Raw genomic sequence first — 21,042 nt, 5'->3', positions numbered from 1 at the left:
TCACGGTCGGCTTAGTTAGTGAAAGACCACATCTCATTTTTGTTTTCAAAGCGAAAAGCGATCACTAGCCTAAGAATTGGTGCTGTGCTCCTGGTAGTTGTTCTGCTTGCATCTTCCGGATGCCAAAGCGGCAAGAGCTTCTATCGACCGGCTTCCACTATTTCGCTGGCGTCGCTTGGCCCGAACGAGTCAACCTCGCATGGACGAGGATTCAACGAGGCCGCGAAGGCCTACGCCAACGCGGTTAAGCTTGACATAAATCAATCGAGTGATTGCTTGGCGGGTTACTTTGAATGCGTTAAGCTCGTCTGGCCGCAAATCGTCGCCGAATCTTCTGATCCTGGGTCCGCAACCAACCAAAAAGCGAAGCAGCTTTACGATTCGGCGTTGGGCAAGCTGGTGGAATCCGCGATCCGGTTTGAGCGATTCGACCCCATCCGTGGCGTGCTGATTTCGGGACGAGCCAGCGACCAGCGATGGTTGCCGGTCCGTTACCAGGGCTTCCCCTGGGAACCACAGGACTTCGCTGTGATGGATGTCGTCGGGGAATGTCGGCTGACGGGAGATGCTCCCATCCAACAGCAGTCGGGAATGGGTGTTCCGCTGTTGGTAAGGTCCGCTCGAACGCTTCCTTTTGAAATACCAGACCCAGTGTTTTCGGCAACCGCCGTTGTTCATCCCGTCTTCACGGGGCGAGCGGAAGAGTTCATCTTGGACTTAATCAATCCGTTGATGATCAGGGAACTCAGTATTCAAGTGGAACCGCCAAGCCAGCTTGAAATCGCAAGTTATTGGCGAAGCGTGCCAATCGCGTTCAATCTCTCTGCTCCGTATGCCTTCCTCGAAACCACCAAGGGAGAGCACGGCGTCGAACGACTCCTTCGCCCAGCCAAGCATGATGCAACCGAGTTTGGACTTCGGATGGCCGAGCCGTTCCAGACTGGAAAGATTCCGGTCATCTTCATCCACGGTTTGGCATCCAGCGAGACGGCATGGCACCCGATGCTGAATGAAATTCGCACGCATCCCGATCTGGTCGCGAAGTTTCAGTTTTGGACGTTCGTTTATCGAACCAGTCTAACATTCCCCGAAGCAGCAGCCGTTCTGAGGGCTGAGCTCGCGAAGCTGCGAAATCATTACGATCCCCTTCGCCGAGACCGTTCGCTCGATCAAACGGTTTTGGTCGGACACAGCATGGGCGGATTGCTCGCGAAGTTGCAAGTCACCACCAGTACCAACCAAATTGAGAATGCGATTTTCACCGATGGTCTGGAGCAAGTGGAGTTGCCGGCGGAGGTAAAGGCGAAAGTAAAATCCATGGTGACCTTCCAACCCTCCGAAGAAGTCGCTCGCGTGATCTTTATCGGCACGCCTCATCAAGGATCGCGGCTGGCTGATGGAAGCCTCGGCCAAGTGGCATCGCGGTTGGCGAAGTTGCCTCAAGACGCGCTAAGTGACTCCGAACAAATCCTCCAAAACAGCGTCGGTATTCGCAATCCCGCCTACAAGCGAATCCCCAAGAGCGTTGATCTACTTCGTTCAGACGACCCAGTCTTGGCGGCGGTGTTTCGTTTACCCGTTGCCGACGGAGTTCACTTGCACTCGATCATCGGTACGGGGCACAAAACACTTATCAAACGAGAACCAACAGACGGCGTCGTGCCGGTTTCCAGCGCAAGGCATCCCGGTACCGACACTGAACTTTTGATCGACGCCAACCACTACCTGCACACACACATAGAGACGATCAACGAGGTCATCCGCATCCTGCGACTGCATCGCGACGATGAAGTCGTGCGCGACCAACCACCGCGGTGCGAACCGCTTCATAAACGATCGGACTGCTAACTTGGCGCGGCGGCGATAGGAGTTTCGATTGGCTTGACGCCGAATGTTTCGACGATGATCGCGTACAGCGCCGGCACGATGTAAAGCGTCAACAAGGTTGCAACGAGCAGACCGTAGATCATTAGCCATGCCATACCTTCCCAGAGTGGGCCACCTCCCAACGCGAGCGGGAACAATCCTCCGACCGTTGTCGCAGTAGTAAGAAAGATCGGCAGCATGCGTTGCTTGCCAGCGGCGACCAAACACTCGCGAAACTCTTGCCGCGTCAGACCGACGATGGGACCATCGGCAGATTCAGACCTCGCTGCAACGACGCTCTTTTGCGTGATCAGTATGTCGGCGAACTCAATGAAAATGATCCCGGTGTTGAGAACGATGCCGAACAAGGAAAGCAGGCCAAGCTGGGGCATGAAGCCGAGCGGATTATCGGTCAGCCAAAGCCCAAACCAAGCCCCGATCACGGCCAGTGGCAGCGTCATCAAGATCACAAGTGTTTTGGACCAACCGTTGTACTGAATAACCAAGATTAGAATGATGGCCAAGAAGGAAATGCCAAAAGAAATCATCATTCGACTGGCCGCGTCTTGACTCTCTTCCAACGCCCCACCAATTTCAATTTTGTAACCCAGTGGCAGCGAATCACGCAGCCTTGCCATGCGGTCCGAATTCCACACGCGAAGCACCACGTCGTTCCCGGATACACCGTCTTCCACCTCGGCAAACACCTTGACCGTGCGGTTCTGGTCGCGGCGCTCGATCTTCCCCGGTTGCCAACTGGGGACGATCTTTGCGACCGAATTGAGCGGCAGTTTCCCGTTGGTGCCTTCGACGTAGGCCGCGTCCATGCTCTGCAGGTCAACGCGATCCTCTGGCCGCAATCGGAAGTAGACCGGGACCACATGATCGCCTTCGCGAAAATCGGTCAACTTCAATCCGGAATAGTATGCGCTCAAGGTATCGGCCACTTTCGCGTTGGAAACGCCGGACAAGTTTGCCTTCTCCGCGTCGATTTCGACGTCCAATTGAAAGCTGTCGATACCCCACGAATCGGAGATGTCCCATGTTCCCGGTTCATCACGAAGCATCAACTTCACCTCGTCCGCAATTCGCCGAAGCTGACTGACGTTGGCGAATCCATCGCCTGAGACTCGGAGCTCGACCGGCTTGGCCGGCGGTCCCATTTGGACTCGCTTGGTGGTCACGCGAGCACCCGCAATGGGCCGAATCCCACGCTCGCTGTCGCCCTCATCCACCGCGCGGCGAAGATCACGGATCATCGACTCGGTCCACTCGCTGCTGGTCGTGCGAATCAAGATCTCCGACGTATTGGACGCTGGCGGAAGCGGAGTCACCGACAACGACCAGCGTGCAGCGCCAAACGCGGTCATGCTACGCATCGCACGCAACCGCTCGATGGGGTTACCTTGTTCGTCCGACGATGAACTCAATTTCTTCAGCGTGTCTTCGACCTGAGCAACAATCACATTGGTTTGCGATACGGTTGCTGTCTCGGGCAATGTCACCGTGACGTAGAACTGGTCGCGTCGATCGAGTGGAAAATATTCGCTACCGACCGGCAACTGCAACACAGCGAGAAGCAACAGCACCGAAACGCCGACGGTGAAGCGTTTCGGTCCGTTGCAGCCTCCGCGACTGCTCACCGGAGACCTCTAACTCCACCTTGATGGGGTCCATCATTTGAAGCGTCACCACGGGGGTACCAGCGCTGACCAGACTTCCGGGTACGACTGACGCGTCGGAGATCACGCCTTGAAACGAGGAATATAAAGTGCAGTCTTCGAGATCTCTCTGTGCATCTCGGAGGCCTTGTTTGGCTTGCAACAAAGCACTCTCAAGCGATGCGATCTGAGCCTGCTGCGATTTTTCTGAAGCGACCAATTGCCTCAATTGAGCGACGGCGTTCTCATAAGTCGACTTTGCCCTGTCGAGTTCACTTTGTGAAATCGCATTCTGTCTTCCGAGTTGCCGGCTACGGTCGTACTCGACTTTTGCCAATTCCAACGACGCGTTCGCCGCATCAATTTGGGCCGGAATGGTTTCCTTCAAATCGTTTCTTCCAACGATCAAGTCTTGCTCGGCGCGAGCAACCGAGGCTTCCGCATTGGCGACGGCCAGTTGGTACCGCTCGCTCTCAACTCTCGCGATCGGAGTTCCCTCAACGATCAACTTGCCTTCGGCATCGCGGATCCGTCCATCAATTGCCGTGTTTTGCTCCGCGACAAATTCAATTCGACCTGCGACCTCGAATCCGAGCTGTTCCGACTTCCAAGTTCCGGTTGATGCTGTCACCAGTGCCGCGTTGGGTGGCAACCGCTGGCTGAGGACCGCGGTCGCAACCGGCCGAGGACGACGCTCGGGAATCAATTTCTCTTGCCTCCCGCACCCAACCGATAGAAATAGCGCAATTGGAATAGTGAACTTACGTGTCAATGATGCTGGATTCATATCAGGCGACTAACGGAATTCTGTTTGCGGTGTTTGAAATGAAACGCTCGCCAATTCAGCAAAAAGACCACTAAACTCCGGCAAATGACGCAGTTGCCTTGCATAGTGCAACCCACGCGTAGGAGATGAAACGCTCTCGTTTTGGGTAGGCCCCTCTTTCTCGATGGATTCAAGGCCTTGGAATGCGCGGAACTCCATGCAACAATGGGAGGTTTACGTTGTGCAAACCACCGCCCGTGTCATGCGTTCCATGAACGGCCCCTTTGTTCGGCCGCCTCCGCAATGAAAAATGACCTTCGTTCTGATTGCCCGATTGCCGCATCGCTGGATGTGATTGGTGACCGCTGGACGTTGATCGTTCTTCGCGACGTTTTGCTGACACAAAAGGTTGCGTTCTCGGAGATTGGGGTACCGGAAGGAATTGCGACCAACATTCTGATGAATCGGCTGGAACGACTGACCGAGGCCGGCATCATCGAGTGCTATGCGCATCCGACAGACGGTAGACGGCGAATTTATTTGCCGACCCAGCGTGGCATCGAGCTCATCCCTATTTTGGTCGACTTGGTGGTCTGGGGCACAGATCACACAGCGGCTCAGGGCGTCAGGAAAATCGCCAAAGCGATCAAGCAAGATCGCGAAGGGATGATCAAGAACATCGAAGCAAGAGCGGCAGCGAGTCGTGCCGCCAATTTGCCCAAGGCGTGATTGGATCATTTCGTCACTTCTGCCTTTCCGCGAAAGTGCTCAACGACATCATCGCGGAACAGCAATGTCAGCGCGATCAACTGGAATACCATGAAGACTGAAATGCCAAGGTAGACGGTCGTTGCCGTTGCCATCTCTACTGGCATGGGTGCGATCCATTGGGCAGCCAGACCATTGGCATAATCAAATGCACCGAGCGCGTTGTAGATCACCAAAGCGCCCCAGAGTTTGGTGCCACGTCGTTTCAGAAAGAGAAAGACCATCACTGGAACGAGGAATCCGAAGATTGCATCACTGAGCCACGGCGCGAACCAAGCATCGGCTGCAGGACCTCCAAACATTTCAACTTTCGGAAGAAACAGCACAGTTTGTGCTCTGAATATCGTGAAGCACATGAGCAACGCGATCGACCATTTGACACCTTTGGACATTCTGACTCACTATTGATTGGAAGCGAAGTTTGAAATAGTGGCACGGTGGTCGCCACCGTGAATCTGGACTCGGGATCACGGCGGAGACCGCCGTGCCGCCTTGTAACTCTTGTTGAGCTGCCCATAGATGAACCCTGGAGCGAGTCGACTGAGCCATCTCAGTTGCGCTGACTGACCAGGCGCGATCTCGTCACGCCCTCGCTCAAGACCGCTGATGAGAGACGCCACAAGTTTCTCGGGCGGCATTTTTGAAAACGAGTGGTCGAGAGTTGCCGCCAGCGGCGTATCGACGACGGGAGGCAGCAACTCGACCACTCGTACCGATGTCCCAGCAAGCTGCGTCCTCAAACACTGCGTGTATGAATGAAGGAACGCCTTGCACCCGCAGTAGACAGGTGCCGCCGCGAAGGGGACGTAAGCCAAGCCCGAGCTGACATTGACGATGATCGACGGGCGTTTGAGTAGCCCCGGCAGGAAGTGATGCACTAAACGTACTGGGCCGGCGGCATCAATCGCGATCTCGGCGAGCTGCTTTTCCAAGGGATGGCCCTGAGTAACGTCGAAGAAGTCCATCACCCCCGCATTGTTGATTAGAACGTCGGTACCACCGCGCCCGTCCATGAAATCGCGAAGCGAGACAACTTGCTCGTCGTTGGTGACGTCGCAAACGAACGGAGTAACGCAAGTCATTCCGGATGCCGCTTGATCGAGCGTCGATTGATTCCGTCCCGTGATCACCACGTCGGCCCCAATTTCCCCGAACTTTTTGGCCATCTGAAGACCAATTCCAGAACTGCCACCCGTGATGACGATACTTTTCTCGTTGATTTTCATTATGTAGTGCTCGCCTCATGGGAAAATATGCTAACTTGTACTTAACAAGCTATCTTAGCCGCTTGCTCTTTGCAAGGTACATACCGTGTCTCCGAATGAAAATCGATCAGATTGTCCAGTGGCAAGTGCGCTCGACCTACTCGGTGACCGCTGGACGCTGCTAATCGTCCGCGACATCGTATTGGGTCAACGTTTCGCTTACACCGAGATCGGGGCCGACGAAGGAATCGCGACCAACGTGCTTTCCAATCGACTCGAAAGACTGGTATGCGCCGAAGTCATCGAGCAATTCCAGCACCCTACAGACAAACGAAGACGAGCTTACCTTCCCACGGAAAAGGGCATCTCGCTGGTTCGCGTACTGGTCGAGTTGCTGGTTTGGGGCGACGCGCACACTTCAGCCACTAGTGGAGCCGAATTTGCGGCGGCCATCCGGAAGGATCGAGAAACGATGATTGCGCACCTAGAAGCCAAAGCACGTCAGAGTGTCGAAGAATTCCACAATCAGCAATAACCGACAGGAATTGGATTAGGTCTGGCTACGAACCCCAAACACCCGCCAACGCCTTACGTTCGATATCTTTGGCAAACAATGAGGTTTCTTCTTCGATATGTTGTTGTAGAGGGTTGTAACCGGCTGGCGCTTCTTTCAGTGCGTTATGTAGTCTGGCAACGAACGCTTCATCTTCAGTCTCGCTGAACGCTCTGCAAATTAGTTCGCATCGCGTTTCATCAATCTTCACGACCTTCACTTCCCACGTTACCTCAGCAAAGGCGTACTCCGTATCGCTAAGCCAGAACATGCTGTTTGGAGAGAACCCTATAACATGATCTCTTTCCGACAGCTTCTCAAGGTAGTGTTGGACAATGAGAATATTTTCAGTCGTTTCGAGATTGACCGAGAATCTCTTGCCGGAGGCCAATCTCCCTTGTGCCGCACTCTGGTGCGCCTCAGCACAGGCGGCGTACTCTTCCGAAGTGATCGTAAACATCCACTCACCCAAATTGATCAACTCGATCGGCGCGTTGACAATCGCTTTGGCGGTTGCTTCTCCGATTTTTTGCATGAACAATCTCCGATTTTGCGAAAGTGATAAGTAGTTTGTGAACTGCAAGCGGGATCGACAGCGGTTGATTATCGTCGCGTGAGTTTTTTGAATTGCTGGAAGCTCAAAATAGATTGTGCATACCGCGACAACGTGCTTCTAGCGTATTCGGAGATCTCTCCGACGTCTTCGCTTAGCGCTTCTTGGATGAGCGTCACGTGATAGCCCAGTTGGACGCCATCCCTGACGCTTGAGTCGATCGAGATGCGAGCCAGCGGACCGGCGATGATTAGATGTTCGATTCCTCGCCTTTGAAGCTGTTCATGTAGGTCCGTGCCCTTGAACGCGCTGAACGTGCTGCGTGCTGAAAGCACCAGATCATCAGGGCCAGGCGACAACTTGTCGGGGATGCCGTCACGGCCATCGACCGGTTTCACAGCCTCTTTAAGCAACCGATGGGCGCGAGTCTCGAACGTCTGCTCCGCTGCGGCGTCGAACTTGCTGTAGACAACGCAAAAATCGGATCGTCGCGCCAACGCGACTAGATCCAGAAGCGACGACATCAATCGGCTGGAGTCGGGTACAAGCCCCTTCTGCACATCGACCAGCAAGACCGCCGTCTGGCGCGACGGATAGGTTCGATAAGGGCGGAAACGTCGGTGCAACCACCAACGGGTAATGGTACCGATTGTCTCAGGAATCATGGGTGACCTTTTCGGTTTGCAGTGCATCGACCAGTTGATTGGTGTCCAGAACAGCGTGAGCGATCTGCGGATAAATTTCAGCGACCGTCGTATGGTGTTCCTTACGCGAGAACGTGGCCACGGCGTCGGTCACCAGCGTGACGTGATAGCCCAGGTCGACTGCGCTCCTGGCAGTAGCTTCAATGCAGGAATTGGTGGCCATTCCCACAAGGATCAGGTGAGTGATTCCGAGTTTCTGGAGTTGATCGTGCAGGTCGGTTTCCGCAAAGCCGCTCGAACAGGTGTGTTCACTGGCGACGATGTCGCCCTGCTGTGGTTCCAGCCCTTTGTAGTACTGGCCGCCAAAGCCATCACGCGGGAATGCTTTGAAAGCAGTTTGCAGCGCCTGCGACGGGTGCAAATATTTCTTGTCTGAGAAGCTGCCCGGCTGCCAACGGTGATGGGGTGCGTAGGCAATCTGTAACCCGACGGATCTCGCCGAATCGAGTATCTTTCTGAGATTGGGCAGAAGATGCACTTCCTTGATCGTTGCACCAACACTGCTCCACATTTTCCCCCACCGCGAAAGAAATTCGTTGAAGGGGTCGACGACGATCAATGCCGTGCGAATTTTTTCGTCTATCTGCATCACTAGCTCCTCTGGTTGGCTTTCTCACTTGCGGATTTCAACACCGTGCCGCTATTTCTTCGCGCCGACAATTCCTGCGTCAATTAATTGCTGGAACATTTCTGCCATCGTGTCGGTGAGTGGTCGGTACACGATCCCCAGTTCCTTGATGCTTTTGCTCGCATCGACCTTGACCGGGTGATTAACGTTTCGAGAGACGTATTTCCGTGTGATCGTCTTGTCAATGATCGGCCCGGTCAACCAAGCGGCAAGTTTTGGTAGGACGCGTTTCGGAAACGGATACGTTCCGCCTCCGAACCGAGCCTTCAAGATTTCAACGAGCTCCGGAATGAATCCATTGTGACTTGAAACGAGATAGCGTCCGCCCGCTTCGGGTCGAAATGCTGCTTGCAAGTGAGCCTCGGCTACCTCACGAACGTCAACAAACACCATCCCAATATTTGGAATTCCGCTAGCCAATTTTCCGCTGGCGAAATCCTTGATGAAGTTGAACGATTCTGACGTCGCATTCGGATTGATGGCCGGCCCCAAGACGAACGCGGGATTGATCGTGACCAAATCCCACTGGTCTTGCGCCTTGGCAATCCGCCAAGCCTCGCGCTCGGCGATGGTCTTTGAATAAGCATAGGGTTGATGGGTCAGCGAAGACGTGGTGTTCCAGTCGTCTTCGGTAACTGCAGTTTTACCACTGTCTCTTGAGTCCGCATTGTCGCCGATTGTCGCAAAGTAACTGCTGGTTAGCACGACTCGCTTGACCGATGGTGTTTCGCTCGCTTGCTTAAGAACATTGATGGTGCCTTGTTTGGCCGGCTCGATCAGATCTCGCTGAACATCCTCGGGCTTGAGGACAAATGGAGAGGCGGTGTGGAAAACGATTTCGCATCCAATCATCGCGTCCGCATACGAGCCATTTATCAGCAGGTCGGAAGCAAAAAAGCGAAGCGTGCCCGGAGTGTTTGCTTCAAGTTCACGAAGGTGCATGAGGTGATTCGCTCGATTGGGATCGCGTACCGCCGCATGGACTTCGTGCCCCTCCTCCAGCAGTCGTTTTACGACCCAACCCGCGACATAGCCAGTCGCGCCAGTGACCAAAACACGAGTCGGGCGGATAACACGGTTTTCCATTTGGCTGCTCTTAAACAAAGATTCTATTTACATGAAACGACGAATGGATAGGCGTTCCCATCTCTTGCAAAGCAGCAGCGTTCATGTTGTTTGTTTTTGAAAGTATTTGGAAATGAATGATTTGGGGCGTAAGCAGAGTTCACTAGATCGCCCCGCCAATCTCGTTTACTCTTCGAAAAAATTGCATCGCTTGTCCCGAACTTCTACGGCACGCATATCGATTGCAGTTCACAAGCTATCCGAATGGCTTGCAAAGTGCAAGAGAGGACTTTCGTGAAATTCTTGCTTCGTTCCGAAGGGCCAACGACTGAATCGCTAGCTCTGCTTGGTGACCCAGGGGCGATCGTCACTGTCCGTGGAACGGTGCTCGTTCAAAGATTTGCGATCCCCGCACAAATCGCTTTACCAAATCGCCCTGTGGCATTCCGTTCAGCAGTGCAAACGCTCCGCTGATTTGGGGCGGTCAAAACACTGGTAAGTCCTTCATTCCCGCTGCAATCGCTAAAGTTTCGCGACATAGCAGAGGTTATCGGACCTTCAAGCTACCCCTGATCGTTACGACCAGCAGAACCGATAAGCTTTTTGAAGCGGCGGCGTTGCTTTTCCCAGTTGGGTTCGGCGGCGATGGGGCGGATTTGACGCTCGGTGATGGGCGCTCGGTGATGGGCGCTCGGTGATGGGCGCTCGGCCATTGAAATAGGGCTTTAGGAAGAGCAGCTCTTCTTGAAGATCCGGGGCGAGATTGCAGAGGTTCATGATCTGGCTGAGGCGAGCTCGAGTGACTTGGCCAGCTCGCGCCAAGTCGGCTTGCGATCGGAGGCGGCCCGATGCCAAAGCGTGGTCGAAATGGATGGCGAGTGCCATCAGCCGGGACAGTCTTGGCAGTTGGCCCGTTGTGGGCCGCAGTGGGGCAGCACCGCCGCGAAGTTCGCGAGGTCCGCGAGCCACGCGGGCAACGTGAAAGGTACGGCGTATCGCCGACGTGCGCGGCGGTGTTTCGTTTGGATTGTTCGATAGGTCGCTCAATTCAAAGTCTCCGTGATGTGCCGGGCAAAATTGCCGTCCTGGCCGAGTGACGCGAGTCCGGCTGGATGGAATGTGATATCAAGCGTGCCTTCAACACCGTCGTAGTCGATCCGTTCGATCAACAATTCCATCAGTCGGCAACGCTCTCTCGGTGGGATCGTGTCCCAGGCTTTGTCCAGTTCACCGAGGGTCTTGCGGATCGATGCATGGCTGACGCGAATCGGCCGATGGTTGTCGATGGCTTCACGTAGCTCTTTCAATCGTGTTTCGCTTTTATCAATGCGTGATTGCGTTGCTTCAATCAAGTCAAGGCTAGCGGCCGTTGCGACAAGGTGAGTCATCTCGGCGTGGTCCTCTTTGAGAAACTTCGCGATCGAATCGGCTTCACGTTTTTGCGAATCGACGTCCTCGCGGTTCTGCTCATGACAGCGTTCGTAGATGTCACGGATGAGCTGGTCGTCATTGGCGAACACGCGAAGCTCTTCGACGACAAAACTCTCTATCTGTCTCGCGGGTATCGAAGGCGATGGACAGGATTCGTAACCTTGCTTTTCGGCTTTGCCGCACACGTAGTAACGATACCGCTTCGTGCCGCGGCCTGAGGACGTGTGCCGCATGGCTCGATTGCACTTCGCACACCGCAGGATGCCGCGCAGCATTCCGTCGAAGCTGGTGGAAGCTCGTATCAGTCCGATGCGACCATTTTTTCGCAGCGACTCTCCGACTTCTTTGAAAACCTCAGGATCAACGATTGCCTGGTGCTGGCCTTCATGGATCTCGTCCTTGTACGTCAATTTGCCGATGTATGTGACGTTGGTCAGCATCTGGTAGATGCGGTTCTTGTCATATGGCAGACCACCGCGAGTTGATCCCTTCTTGGTCGTCCACTGCGTGGTCCGCCAACCTCGGCGATTGGCTTCCTTGGCCGTTTCGCGCAGAGAATGTGTTCGTCGGTAGAGATCAAAGATTTGTCGGACGCGTTCGGCTTCGTGAGGTACGATAACAAGTTTGGTCTCTTCGATCGTAAATCCGAAGACCGGCACGCCACCGCACCATTTGCCTTTGCGACGAGTGGCCGCGATCTTGTCTCGGGTGCGTTCGCTGATCATTTCGCGTTCAAACTGCGCGAATGAAAGGAGCACGTTGAGAATCAACCGGCCCATCGAGCTGGCGGTGTTGAACTGCTGCGTGACGGAAACGAAGGCAACTTTGTGCTTCTCGAACGTTTCCATCAAACGCGAGAAATCGAGCAGACTTCGACTCAGCCGATCAACCTTATAGACGACCACTCAGTCGATCTTGCCGGCTTCGATGTCCGCTATCAAGCGTTTCATGGCGGGACGCTCGAGGTTGCCGCCAGAGAAGCCGCCGTCATCGTAGCGTTCATCGATGCACTGCCAGCCTTCACTTCGCTGGCTGACAATAACCGGTGTAAACCGAGACCCGGATGTCAAACAGAAACTCAGAGAGTTCTCGGGGTTGTCTCTGGGGTGTGGGGCGAACCAGGACGGTTGAGTTCAGCAGCCCGGACTCTCTCGGCGAAAGTTGGAACTTGGGATTTGGCCGCCGCGGTGGCGAAAGACCGCGAAAAAGGGGGCGGAAACGAGAAACGCCCGCGGGTCATGCTGGACCGACGGGCGTTAACTGGTTCGCGAGAGTTTTCGCTTTTTTTAATTCAGCTCCCCGAGTCGGACTCTATTCAAACCACGGCCTCGTCGAGTTAGGTTCCTACGAAATCAACAAGTTACGTCGACCGTTCCGTGTGCCATTCTACGAGTGGACACCAGTTTCGGCCATTCCCTTGCCCCAAAACAAACTAAAGGGGCCTCGCTACGACCGCTTGAAACTGGCTCGCGAATATCAGTCAATTCTCGATTCCGGAGTGTTCGAAACGAGGACTGAATTGGCTCGATACCTCGGAGTCAGTCGAGCGCGAGTTACCCAGGTTTTGCGTCGATTGAGCGAGCATCAGTGACAGCTCCAGCGGCTGGATTCGCAACCTTCCGCTGTTGAGGTTCCGCCTCCATCCAACCATCGGTTCTCCGGTGCCACGTTGCTTCGGGTAAGCAAGAATCGAGACGGATTCAAGCACCTGGCATCTCAATTTTCTTTGGTCTACCAATTTATTGGTTGACATCTACCAATAAATTGGTAGAAATAGAGTCAGGCTGAGCTGGTCATCGAACAATCAGAGGTGGGGCACATGCCTCGACATCGACAAGAAACTCCAACGGAAGTGGAACTTGAGATTCTCCAAGTTCTTTGGAAACGTGAGCCAGCGACGGTTCGGGAAGTCGTTGATGTTCTCAACAAAACGCGACCCCGCGCGTACACGTCGATTCTCGGCATGCTAAATGTCATGTACGAGAAGGGGCTCGTTGTGCGTGAAAATGAAGGGCGTGCCTATTTATATCGAACGAGCAAGTCTCGCGAAAAAACGCTTGGCGGCGTGGTTAAGGATCTGCTGCGAAGGGCATTTGAAGGATCGACGACCTCACTGATTACTCAGGTTTTGGAACAGTCAAAGCCCACGACGCAGGAGTTGGCCGAAATCCGAAAGGCGATTTCGGCCTGGCAGCGGAAGGAAGGAAACAATGTTTGAGCGCTTCGCCTCGCCAGTAGCAAATGGCCTCACGCTGACCCTGCTGCATTTCCTCTGGCAGGGCTTGTTGATTGCAGTTGTCTACTGGGCACTGCTCGCCGCGACAGGGATTCGATCAACTCGAATCCGGTACACATCTTCTCTTCTTGCGTTGGGAGTCATGTCACTATGCCCGTTAGTGACGTTTCCGATCGTGTACGATTCTGCGGTTGAAGTCGATGAGATGCCAGTGCCCACCGTGGCTGCAAGCTCATCGGTTGCGTCGAAGGCGTCAGCCGCTCACAAGGATGGCTCGATGTCGACTGGTCGAGAAACCGCGAACAAGTTGGATTCAAATCTCGGTGAGTCGTCAGAAGGCTACCGGTGTTTTGCCTTAATCCAACGGGTGTTCGATGCATCTCAGCCATTTGTGCTATTTCTATGGGTGGCCGGAGTGATGGTATCAGGTGCTCGGCTAACGACGGGGTTTTTGAGTTTCCTCTTGCTTCGCTGCGGGCGCACGTCGGTTCCACCTACGCTGGCGAACCGGTCCACGTACTATGCTCGTCGACTCGGGCTGACGAGTGCCCGAGTTTTCGTATCAACTGGAATCCGTGAAGCGGCTGTTGTTGGATTCTGGAAGCCGGTAGTTTTGTTGCCGACCTCATGGCTAACTACACTTCCGACGGACGTGCTCGAGGCCGTGATTGCTCACGAACTGGCTCATATTCGGCGGTACGACGTCTGGGTGAACTTGCTTCAACGAGTTGTTGAAGCACTGTTATTTTACCACCCCGCTGTGTGGTGGCTCTCAAATCAAATTCGTCTCGAACGCGAGATGTGCTGCGACGAACTGGCTGTGGATGCAACTGACGACCGAGGGAATTATGCCATCGCACTGGAACAAGTAGGACGATTGCACGTGCAAGGAAGCCGCCAACTTGCCATGTCATTTACGGGAGATCGAAAGATGAAGCTGTTGAGACGAATTGAGAACGTGCTGGGAACCGACAAGCCTGCGCAACGCGAACCAGTGTGGCTCGCTAGCATCACGGCCGTCTCGATTCCCCTGCTTCTCGTCGCGATTGTTGGAATTCAAGCTGGAAACAATGCCGTGTTGGCACAAGAAGGCAAAGGTAGTCGCTTGACGAAAGGCGAACCTACCGCTGAACGACAACGTGACATTCCCCGAAGTAGCAGTTCAGCAGAAGGAGTATCGCGTTGGGAACTTTCTGTTGACGGGATTCCCGAGAACGGCCGATTCTACAAGAGGGCATTGTTATTCGGCGATGCGATTGACGATCCGCTATCGGATCGCTCAGACATCATTCAAGCGACGGTAAAGCGGCCAGGAAGCGAAACACCCAAGGAGTCCTGCCGAATCTGGTTGTTTGACGGCAAGGAGCCCGTCCAAATCTTGTTGTTAGACCAACGCTTAACGGAGCTTCGGTCGCGGTTCGATTCGGTTGCAGGACAATTGCAGGGCAAACTGCCGGATGGCAAGAGGGCACTGTTTTTTGGCGATGCGATTGACGATCCGGTATCAGATCGCTCAGACATCATTCAAGCGACCGCAAAGCGATCTGGAAGCGAAACACCCAAGGAGTCCTGCCGAATCTGGTTGTTTGACGGCAAGGACTCCGTCCAAATCTTGTTGTTGGACGAAGAGTTAACGGAGACGCTTCGGCGGTTCGATTCGGTTGTAGAACAATTGCAGAGAGAATTGTTGGGTGACAATCGGGAACCGAATGGAACAAAGCAATGAACTGCTTGGCGCCCGAAGAGTGCCATCAGTGCAAACGGTGAGGCGAACGTTCTTCTTTCTCAGGGGAAGTGCGTCAGGTTGCTGATGTTCGGCGTATTGAATCGCGTGAGTCGCATGATTGCTCGGTCGAGCGAGTCCGGTCGTCATGGATGCCGTGGGATCACGATGCTTCTTCGGCCGGACGGGTGGCGGGGCAAGCGCAAGAGCGCAAGCGAATCGAGCGGCTTTGTTGTTGCGAGGGCCGGAAAGTTCCATCACCCGACTTCGGGTCAAACCTCACCAACAGAAAATTCTCGACAGCCAGGAAAAGGGATCAAGGGTTTGCATGACCGTCCGAAAGCTCCCCCGGCAGGACTCGAACCTGCGACAAGGCGGTTAACAGCCGCCTGCTCTACCAACTGAGCTACAGGGGATTGGGAACTCTCGCTCTCAGGCTCAGACCTTTTGTCCGGTTTGCCGGTTCGCGAGATCGAGAAACATACTGGAGCTTTCTTGCACTCGCAAGGTCCGTTTGGACCAAAAATTGCCCCGGGAGTTGCCAACTGTCTCGTTTTTTGACGACGATTCCTTTTCTAATGGTTTTCCGACGCTTTCTTTCGATTGCATCTCACAAAAACGTTCCTTTGGCAAATCGGACAATGGTGGAAACTGGCGCAAAGGAAGTCCAAATGATTGGCAAAATGTCCACCTGATCCTTGTCTCCGGCTTTGCCCCACCGGCGTTCCGCTCTCACCAATCACCGTCTGCAATGCCCGGGCGTTGGTCCGCCCTTGCGAAAACCATCGGGACAGACCACCAACACGTGGGGTTTCATAGACAGCTGTCCGAACGCCTACCGTGTGATGACAGAACACCGCGTTGTTTTGCGTGGCACGGTTGATCGACGCCACGGCTTGCATCGGCATCGGCTCCATCTGGATCGCTTGCATATGCTGAAATCGTGTTCGCTGATTGCGGGCGATTGCGATCGCAGTCCTTGGGGCGAATTTGATCCCTCACATGCTTCGCCGTTCCAGTCGCAATCTCGCACGAGGTTTTCGATTCGCGAGATTTGCCATCGCCACTGCCATGGGACCGAGCAGACGGTGAGTTAAGAAACTGGAGTTTTTTCAGCATCAAGGTGCCCCACCTCAACGCCTCACCTCAACGCCCCGCGTCCAGCGGCGCACCCACCAGCAACTCGTGTAAACCGTCGTGACGCTACTCCGCGATGCCGTGACACTTTCTCCTCGAATTTGAATTTCATTGTGAACGAATCATCAGACTCCACCCTTGGGGTGTTGCCCCGCTGTTGCGTACGGCTGTTCCTTTTCCCGTTGTTGGCGATCGCTCTTGCGTGCGGTGCCGGTGGCGATGCCAGCGGCAGCGATACCGTGGGTGACGAGCAGAGCCGTGACACTGATCGCTCGATCTCCGAATCACCACCAGATTCAATCTCATCAGAGACAACGTCGACGACGGAGAAGCCATCAGATGTCGAGGAGGCGACCGAGGGACAGGCGACCGAGGGACAGGCGACCGAGGGACAGGCGAAGGGCTCTGACCTTGGTCAACGCGATGGCCCGCCTTCGGTGGAAAAAGCAGTGACGGCAACGGAAAACACCGTCATCGAGCTTGGAGAACGACCCGGCAACGTTCGATTCACGTTCCAGGATGCGCCCTGGGCTGATGTTCTACGTCAGTTCGCGCAGTGGACGGGACGAACACTCGATCTCACCGATACGCCGCCTGGCTATTTCAGCTATTTCGACAACCGCTACCACACGCCGTCGGAAGCGATTGACATTCTGAATGGATACTTGCTGCCACGCGGGTTTGTCTTGTTACAAAGGGATCAATTCATGGTTTGCATCTCGACGGAAAACGAGGCGTTGGTGGGTTTGATCCCGCTGGTGACATTGGATCAGATGAATGATCGTGGTGACAATGAATTGATGCGGGTCGTCTTTCCGTTGGAAGACATACCGGCGGAGGTCGCGGCGGAGGAGGTCGCGGGAGTATTGGGGACTTTTGGGAAAGCGACTCCGCTGGAAAGTTCGCGTTCGGTTTTGCTGCAGGGATTTGGTGCCCGGCTCCGTCAAGCGATCGAAGTGCTCAGTAGGAGTCGGCCGGCGATCACCGACGACCGATTGGATTTTCGCGCGTACGTCATCAAGCATCTCCCCGTGGCCGACGCAGAGAAACAGATCCGCAATTTGTTTGGCGTGAGTGGCCCGGAACGCGCCAAGAACGTCAGTGGCGCGCGATACGAAATCGAGCGATCTAACTATTATCGGGATCGTGGATCGCGAGACTCACGCGATCGCGAAAACTCGCCGCCTCCGATCCCGCTGTTGAAGAAGGTGGCAATGAACATGCAAGTATCATCACTGAACTCGACCAACACATTGTTGGTAACCGCCACACCGGAAGGGTTGGATTTGGTGGAGCAGGTCTTGGAAGCGTTGGACGTGCCAAGCGGCAAAACGGCCCAGCAACTGTCGCGGATGAATGAACCCGAGCTTCGCGTCTACGGCATGGTTTCCGCGAACGAGGGAGAGGTAGCCAAGACGATCGATGTTTTGATGCCGGGGGTCATTGTCAATGAAGACTCTCGTCAGGATACGATTCACGTGTTCGGGACGCCTGATGAGCACCAGGAGGTGGAGCGTTTGATTCGAACGTTGGACGTCACGGAGGGTGGCAGCCGAATGGTCGAGGTGATTCCCCTGCGAAACTCCAATCCGGCAGCCATGGCGTCCTTTTTGAAGCGAATGTTTGAAAATGACGATCGCGATGAGCGTCCCATGGTTCAAGCGGAGATTCCGAGTCGTTCGATCGTGGTTCGGGGAACGTCCAACCAGATCGATCAAGTACGCGATGCACTGCGTCAATTTGGGGAATCCGGAGAGAGTCAGCGTTTGGGTGAGCGTACGTCGCGTGTTCGACGTATCGAAGTGGGGGGCCACGACGCGGAGCGAATCGCTGAGACCGCAAAACGCATCTATTCGTCTTCGCGAAGCACCCGCGATAGCATTCGCGTCGTGATTCCAGGAGAGAAGTCAAGTGATTTCCCTCGTCGTGAAGACCTGGAATCGGCCGCTCAGGACTCAAACTCTGAGAAAGAAGCTGGCTCTCGAAGCCGGTTAGAGAAGGATAATTCGTCATCGGTAAGGAATCGAACCTACGAACCCGCTGGTGCAGATGATGGTCGGCAGTCAACCTCAAGCTTGATGAGAGCGAAATTGGTGAGCCTGACTGGCGAGGAAGAACCTACGGAGTCGACCGATACGCCGATCGTGAACAAAGCGGATCGCAATGGCACTCCATCAACGGTTCAGATCGAACTGATCGATGGTCAACTGATGATCTATTCGGGCGACGTTCAGGCGTTGGGCGAAGTCGAAAGGACGATTCGAGAGTTGGTGCAACAGATGCCCTCACGCACGCGGTGGACCGTCTTTTACTTGAAGGTCGCTGAGGCGCAGAAAGCGTCGCTGCAATTAACAGACCTATTGAATCAACCCTATTACGATTACTCGGGTTACGATTACATGGGGACGTCTGGCGTTTCCCTCGCCGAGCAATCGACTCCGCCGCTGCGTATCATTCCCGACGCACGCACCAACGCCTTGTTCGTCAGTGGCACGGACGAGCAGGCGGAACGAGTGGAGATGTTTTTGGAGTTCATCGATGCCACGGATGTTCCAGGATCGTTCAACAGCAGACAGCCTCACGCGATCCCTGTGCACTATGCGGACGTCGAAGACATCGAGGCTTTGATCCGAAATCTATACAAGGACTATTTGGTCGATCCGGTGGCCGAGCGGATGCGTGCCTCACGCGGCTCCAGACGTCCGGACGACCGCAACGACGAGGCTAGCTCCGATGAGCAGGGTTCACGACCGCGTGCAACGGAGGGCAGCCAGGATTCACCGGGGATTCGTCTGACCTTGGCGGTCGATACCACAACGCGAGAATTGCTGGTTGCCTGTAACGACCAATTGTTTCAGGAAATTGAATCGGTTGTACGTGAGCGAGATTTGGCGTTTCGAGACGCGGAGCCGACCATCGAGTTTGTTCCTGTAACGCAGTCTGTCTCGGGCAACTTGGTGGAATTGTTGGAAGGTTTGTCACCCAATATTTCTGCAGAGGAGATCGTGATGACACCGAGGTCATCTGCGCGGACAGGTGGCGACGACCGTGGTCGTGAATCGCGGCAACGCGATTTCGATCAGAATCGTTCCCGTGACGACCTGCGTCAAGAACGTGACTAAGGTACGACGGGTCAATCAGTGGCACGGCGGTCTCCGCCGTGATTCACGTTGGAGACCATTGTGCCACGCTCAACTCTCTTTCGTTTGATTCAGGCCAACTCCCATCCGTTTCGATACTGGCCGTGTAGGAGTTGGTCGGCCGGGTCAGAGTTGGTGACCTTCATCGCCTCGGCATCATATTCGATGCGTTCTCTGCTGCGGAGGGCGACGAGTCCCAGCAGCGTGATCTCCGTCAGCTTTGCTCCGTAATGAAACTCGCTGCTGGCACTCCCCTGGCCTTTGATCGCGTCGATCCAGTCTCGATGGTGACCGGCGGACCGCGGTAAGCTTTGCGGCACCTGCCCCACGGCTTCTCGACGTTTCACGGGGTACAGATCGGCTGGACCGCCAGCCCCGCCACATACCAAGACGCCTTCGCTGCCGATGAACAGCACGCCTCGAGATGGCAAATTCGTTCCGTGGGGTAACTGCGTGGGCCGGCTCGGTTTCAAGCCACCGCTGTACCAGTGGACTCGTATCGGCGAACGCTTGTTCGGATCCTTGCCGACTCGGGCGGAGCTGAAATCGAAATAGCCGATTTCTCCCCAAGGGGCCATATCAGGATGCGTGTTTCCTGCCGCATGCATTTCAACGGATGTTGGCATTCCCAAGTCCAATGCCCAAACGGCAGAGTCGAGGTCGTGACATCCGAAGTCGCCCATGGCTCCGCAACCGAATGTCCAAAAGTCGCGCCACGCGACCGGTGCGTAGGCGGAATGAAAATCAGGCGGGACACGCGGACCACACCATAGATCCCAATCCAAGCCAGCGGGGAGCGGCTGCGAGTCTGTCGGTGGTGCCTGCATGCCTTTGTTCCACCGTGTGGCGGGTACCCAAGCGTGCACGGCTTGGACATCGCCGATCGCTCCGGCCCAAATCAACTCGCAAGTTTCGCGGATCGTGTCACGCGAGTGACCTTGGTTGCCCATTTGGGTCGCAACTCCCGATTCGCGAGCGACTTCGGCCACCCGACGTGCTTCAGCGACATTGTGCGTCAATGGCTTTTCACAATACACATGCTTGCCCGCTTTCATCGCTGCGATCGAAACCGTCGCGTGCAAGTGATCGGGCGTGGCACACAGAATCGCATCGATCCCGTTGTTGGGCTCCGCGAGCATCTCCCTGAAGTCTGCCAACCCACGACATTGAAACCCTGGTTCATTTTCCCGAAAGTGCGTCTCGATGATTTGTCTGACCGGTTCACGACCGGCGAGGCCACGGTAATAGAAATCTTTCAGATCCCACTGCTGAGCCGGATCGACGACGATCGGGATTCGGACATCGGACAACTTCATCAACTCACGAGCGTTTTGAAGTCCGCGACCGCCGGCACCAACCAACGCGACGTTGATCTTATCACTTGGTGCAACGAAACGCGGCCCACCAAGAACGTGCCGTGGTACGATCGCGGCCGCGGAGATGGCCCCGCCAGCGGCGAGCCATTGTCGGCGATTGAGGGTCGGGCCATCAGAGCGTCTCGGCAAGCGAGAGTCGTCTGCGTTTGTCATGGTGAGGATCGCCTTGGGGAAAGTGAATTCGTCATGCAAAAACCGATCAAGTTTGTTGGATGATCGCTGTTCCATGG

General features: G+C 54.9%; 16 protein-coding genes, 1 tRNA gene and 1 pseudogene. 6 read left to right on the top strand and 12 right to left on the bottom strand.

Annotated elements, in window-relative coordinates:
• The first annotated feature begins 276 nt into the window (after positions 1-276).
• Positions 277-1,848, top strand: coding sequence for an esterase/lipase family protein (locus tag Pla52nx_RS13295; protein WP_146521166.1), 1,572 nt, complete (start codon positions 277-279; stop codon positions 1,846-1,848).
• On the opposite strand, the gene Pla52nx_RS13290 is transcribed toward Pla52nx_RS13295, so the two are convergent.
• Both Pla52nx_RS13290 and Pla52nx_RS13285 read right to left on the bottom strand, forming a co-directional pair.
• On the bottom strand, positions 1,845-3,509 hold the full coding sequence (locus tag Pla52nx_RS13290) for an efflux RND transporter permease subunit (protein ID WP_146521167.1): 1,665 nt from the start codon (positions 3,507-3,509) through the stop codon (positions 1,845-1,847). The two genes, Pla52nx_RS13295 and Pla52nx_RS13290, sit on opposite strands and share 4 nt — an antisense overlap.
• The gene (locus tag Pla52nx_RS13285; protein ID WP_197454741.1) at positions 3,415-4,233 is read right to left on the bottom strand and encodes an HlyD family secretion protein; all 819 of its coding nucleotides are present in this window, start codon (positions 4,231-4,233) and stop codon (positions 3,415-3,417) included. Before Pla52nx_RS13285 ends, Pla52nx_RS13290 begins: the two co-directional genes overlap by 95 nt.
• Positions 4,234-4,596: 363 nt before the next feature.
• Here Pla52nx_RS13285 and Pla52nx_RS13280 point away from each other — a divergent pair, with 363 nt between their 5' ends.
• Positions 4,597-5,022 (top strand): winged helix-turn-helix transcriptional regulator, encoded by a 426-nt coding sequence (locus tag Pla52nx_RS13280; RefSeq protein ID WP_197454742.1) that lies wholly within the window; start codon positions 4,597-4,599, stop codon positions 5,020-5,022.
• A gap of 5 nt (positions 5,023-5,027) precedes the next feature.
• On the opposite strand, the gene Pla52nx_RS13275 is transcribed toward Pla52nx_RS13280, so the two are convergent.
• Positions 5,028-5,363: a hypothetical protein gene (locus tag Pla52nx_RS13275; protein WP_342190398.1), complete on the bottom strand. Its 336-nt coding sequence runs from the start codon at positions 5,361-5,363 to the stop codon at positions 5,028-5,030.
• Positions 5,364-5,528: 165 nt separating this feature from the next.
• Positions 5,529-6,287, bottom strand: a complete 759-nt coding sequence (locus Pla52nx_RS13270) for an SDR family oxidoreductase (RefSeq protein WP_146521171.1) — start codon at positions 6,285-6,287, stop codon at positions 5,529-5,531.
• Positions 6,288-6,372: 85 nt separating this feature from the next.
• Between Pla52nx_RS13270 and Pla52nx_RS13265 the strand changes: the two genes are divergently transcribed.
• Positions 6,373-6,801, top strand: coding sequence for a winged helix-turn-helix transcriptional regulator (locus tag Pla52nx_RS13265; protein WP_146521172.1), 429 nt, complete (start codon positions 6,373-6,375; stop codon positions 6,799-6,801).
• 25 nt (positions 6,802-6,826) lie between these two features.
• Here Pla52nx_RS13265 and Pla52nx_RS13260 read toward each other — a convergent pair whose 3' ends face one another.
• From Pla52nx_RS13260 to Pla52nx_RS13235, 6 genes and pseudogenes are all read right to left on the bottom strand, one after another.
• A complete protein-coding gene (locus Pla52nx_RS13260; RefSeq protein WP_146521173.1) occupies positions 6,827-7,354 on the bottom strand; it encodes a hypothetical protein in 528 nt (175 codons plus the stop codon).
• Positions 7,355-7,422: 68 nt separating this feature from the next.
• Positions 7,423-8,037 (bottom strand): isochorismatase family cysteine hydrolase, encoded by a 615-nt coding sequence (locus Pla52nx_RS13255; protein WP_197454744.1) that lies wholly within the window; start codon positions 8,035-8,037, stop codon positions 7,423-7,425.
• A complete protein-coding gene (locus Pla52nx_RS13250; RefSeq protein ID WP_146521175.1) occupies positions 8,027-8,665 on the bottom strand; it encodes an isochorismatase family cysteine hydrolase in 639 nt (212 codons plus the stop codon). Before Pla52nx_RS13250 ends, Pla52nx_RS13255 begins: the two co-directional genes overlap by 11 nt.
• A gap of 51 nt (positions 8,666-8,716) precedes the next feature.
• Entirely contained in the window at positions 8,717-9,790 is a 1,074-nt protein-coding gene (locus Pla52nx_RS13245) for an NAD-dependent epimerase/dehydratase family protein (protein WP_146521176.1), read from the bottom strand.
• A 1,022-nt stretch (positions 9,791-10,812) separates the two neighbouring features.
• Positions 10,813-11,475 (bottom strand): zinc ribbon domain-containing protein, encoded by a 663-nt coding sequence (locus Pla52nx_RS13240; RefSeq protein WP_146521304.1) that lies wholly within the window; start codon positions 11,473-11,475, stop codon positions 10,813-10,815.
• 54 nt (positions 11,476-11,529) lie between these two features.
• Positions 11,530-12,270: pseudogene (locus Pla52nx_RS13235) on the bottom strand (recombinase family protein); the annotation flags it as partial.
• A 749-nt stretch (positions 12,271-13,019) separates the two neighbouring features.
• Here Pla52nx_RS13235 and Pla52nx_RS13230 point away from each other — a divergent pair.
• Positions 13,020-13,418, top strand: coding sequence for a BlaI/MecI/CopY family transcriptional regulator (locus Pla52nx_RS13230; protein ID WP_146521177.1), 399 nt, complete (start codon positions 13,020-13,022; stop codon positions 13,416-13,418).
• Positions 13,411-15,162, top strand: coding sequence for a M56 family metallopeptidase (locus Pla52nx_RS13225; RefSeq protein ID WP_146521178.1), 1,752 nt, complete (start codon positions 13,411-13,413; stop codon positions 15,160-15,162). The genes Pla52nx_RS13230 and Pla52nx_RS13225 overlap by 8 nt, the downstream gene beginning before the upstream one ends.
• Before the next feature lie 340 nt (positions 15,163-15,502).
• Here Pla52nx_RS13225 and Pla52nx_RS13220 read toward each other — a convergent pair.
• Positions 15,503-15,575, bottom strand: a tRNA-Asn gene (locus tag Pla52nx_RS13220).
• 834 nt (positions 15,576-16,409) lie between these two features.
• Here Pla52nx_RS13220 and Pla52nx_RS13215 point away from each other — a divergent pair.
• On the top strand, positions 16,410-19,418 hold the full coding sequence (locus tag Pla52nx_RS13215) for a secretin N-terminal domain-containing protein (protein WP_146521179.1): 3,009 nt from the start codon (positions 16,410-16,412) through the stop codon (positions 19,416-19,418).
• Between the two features lie 89 nt (positions 19,419-19,507).
• Here the strand turns inward: Pla52nx_RS13215 and Pla52nx_RS13210 are convergent, their stop codons facing one another.
• Positions 19,508-20,965, bottom strand: coding sequence for a Gfo/Idh/MocA family protein (locus Pla52nx_RS13210; RefSeq protein WP_146521180.1), 1,458 nt, complete (start codon positions 20,963-20,965; stop codon positions 19,508-19,510).
• Positions 20,966-21,042 lie beyond the last annotated feature (77 nt).

It is taken from the genome of Stieleria varia (assembly GCF_038443385.1).
Lineage (GTDB): Bacteria > Planctomycetota > Planctomycetia > Pirellulales > Pirellulaceae > Stieleria > Stieleria varia.
This window is presented reverse-complemented; position numbering and strand designations above follow the sequence as displayed.

Coding starts and splice junctions, on each gene's coding strand:
- Pla52nx_RS13280 (WP_197454742.1), top strand. CDS start 4,597: ATGAAAAATGACCTTCGTTCTGATTGCCCGATTGCCGCATCGCTGGAT.
- Pla52nx_RS13275 (WP_342190398.1), bottom strand. CDS start 5,363: ATGTTTGGAGGTCCTGCAGCCGATGCTTGGTTCGCGCCGTGGCTCAGT.
- Pla52nx_RS13270 (WP_146521171.1), bottom strand. CDS start 6,287: ATGAAAATCAACGAGAAAAGTATCGTCATCACGGGTGGCAGTTCTGGA.
- Pla52nx_RS13260 (WP_146521173.1), bottom strand. CDS start 7,354: ATGCAAAAAATCGGAGAAGCAACCGCCAAAGCGATTGTCAACGCGCCG.
- Pla52nx_RS13255 (WP_197454744.1), bottom strand. CDS start 8,037: ATGATTCCTGAGACAATCGGTACCATTACCCGTTGGTGGTTGCACCGA.
- Pla52nx_RS13250 (WP_146521175.1), bottom strand. CDS start 8,665: ATGCAGATAGACGAAAAAATTCGCACGGCATTGATCGTCGTCGACCCC.
- Pla52nx_RS13245 (WP_146521176.1), bottom strand. CDS start 9,790: ATGGAAAACCGTGTTATCCGCCCGACTCGTGTTTTGGTCACTGGCGCG.
- Pla52nx_RS13240 (WP_146521304.1), bottom strand. CDS start 11,475: ATGCTGCGCGGCATCCTGCGGTGTGCGAAGTGCAATCGAGCCATGCGG.
- Pla52nx_RS13230 (WP_146521177.1), top strand. CDS start 13,020: ATGCCTCGACATCGACAAGAAACTCCAACGGAAGTGGAACTTGAGATT.
- Pla52nx_RS13225 (WP_146521178.1), top strand. CDS start 13,411: ATGTTTGAGCGCTTCGCCTCGCCAGTAGCAAATGGCCTCACGCTGACC.
- Pla52nx_RS13210 (WP_146521180.1), bottom strand. CDS start 20,965: ATGACAAACGCAGACGACTCTCGCTTGCCGAGACGCTCTGATGGCCCG.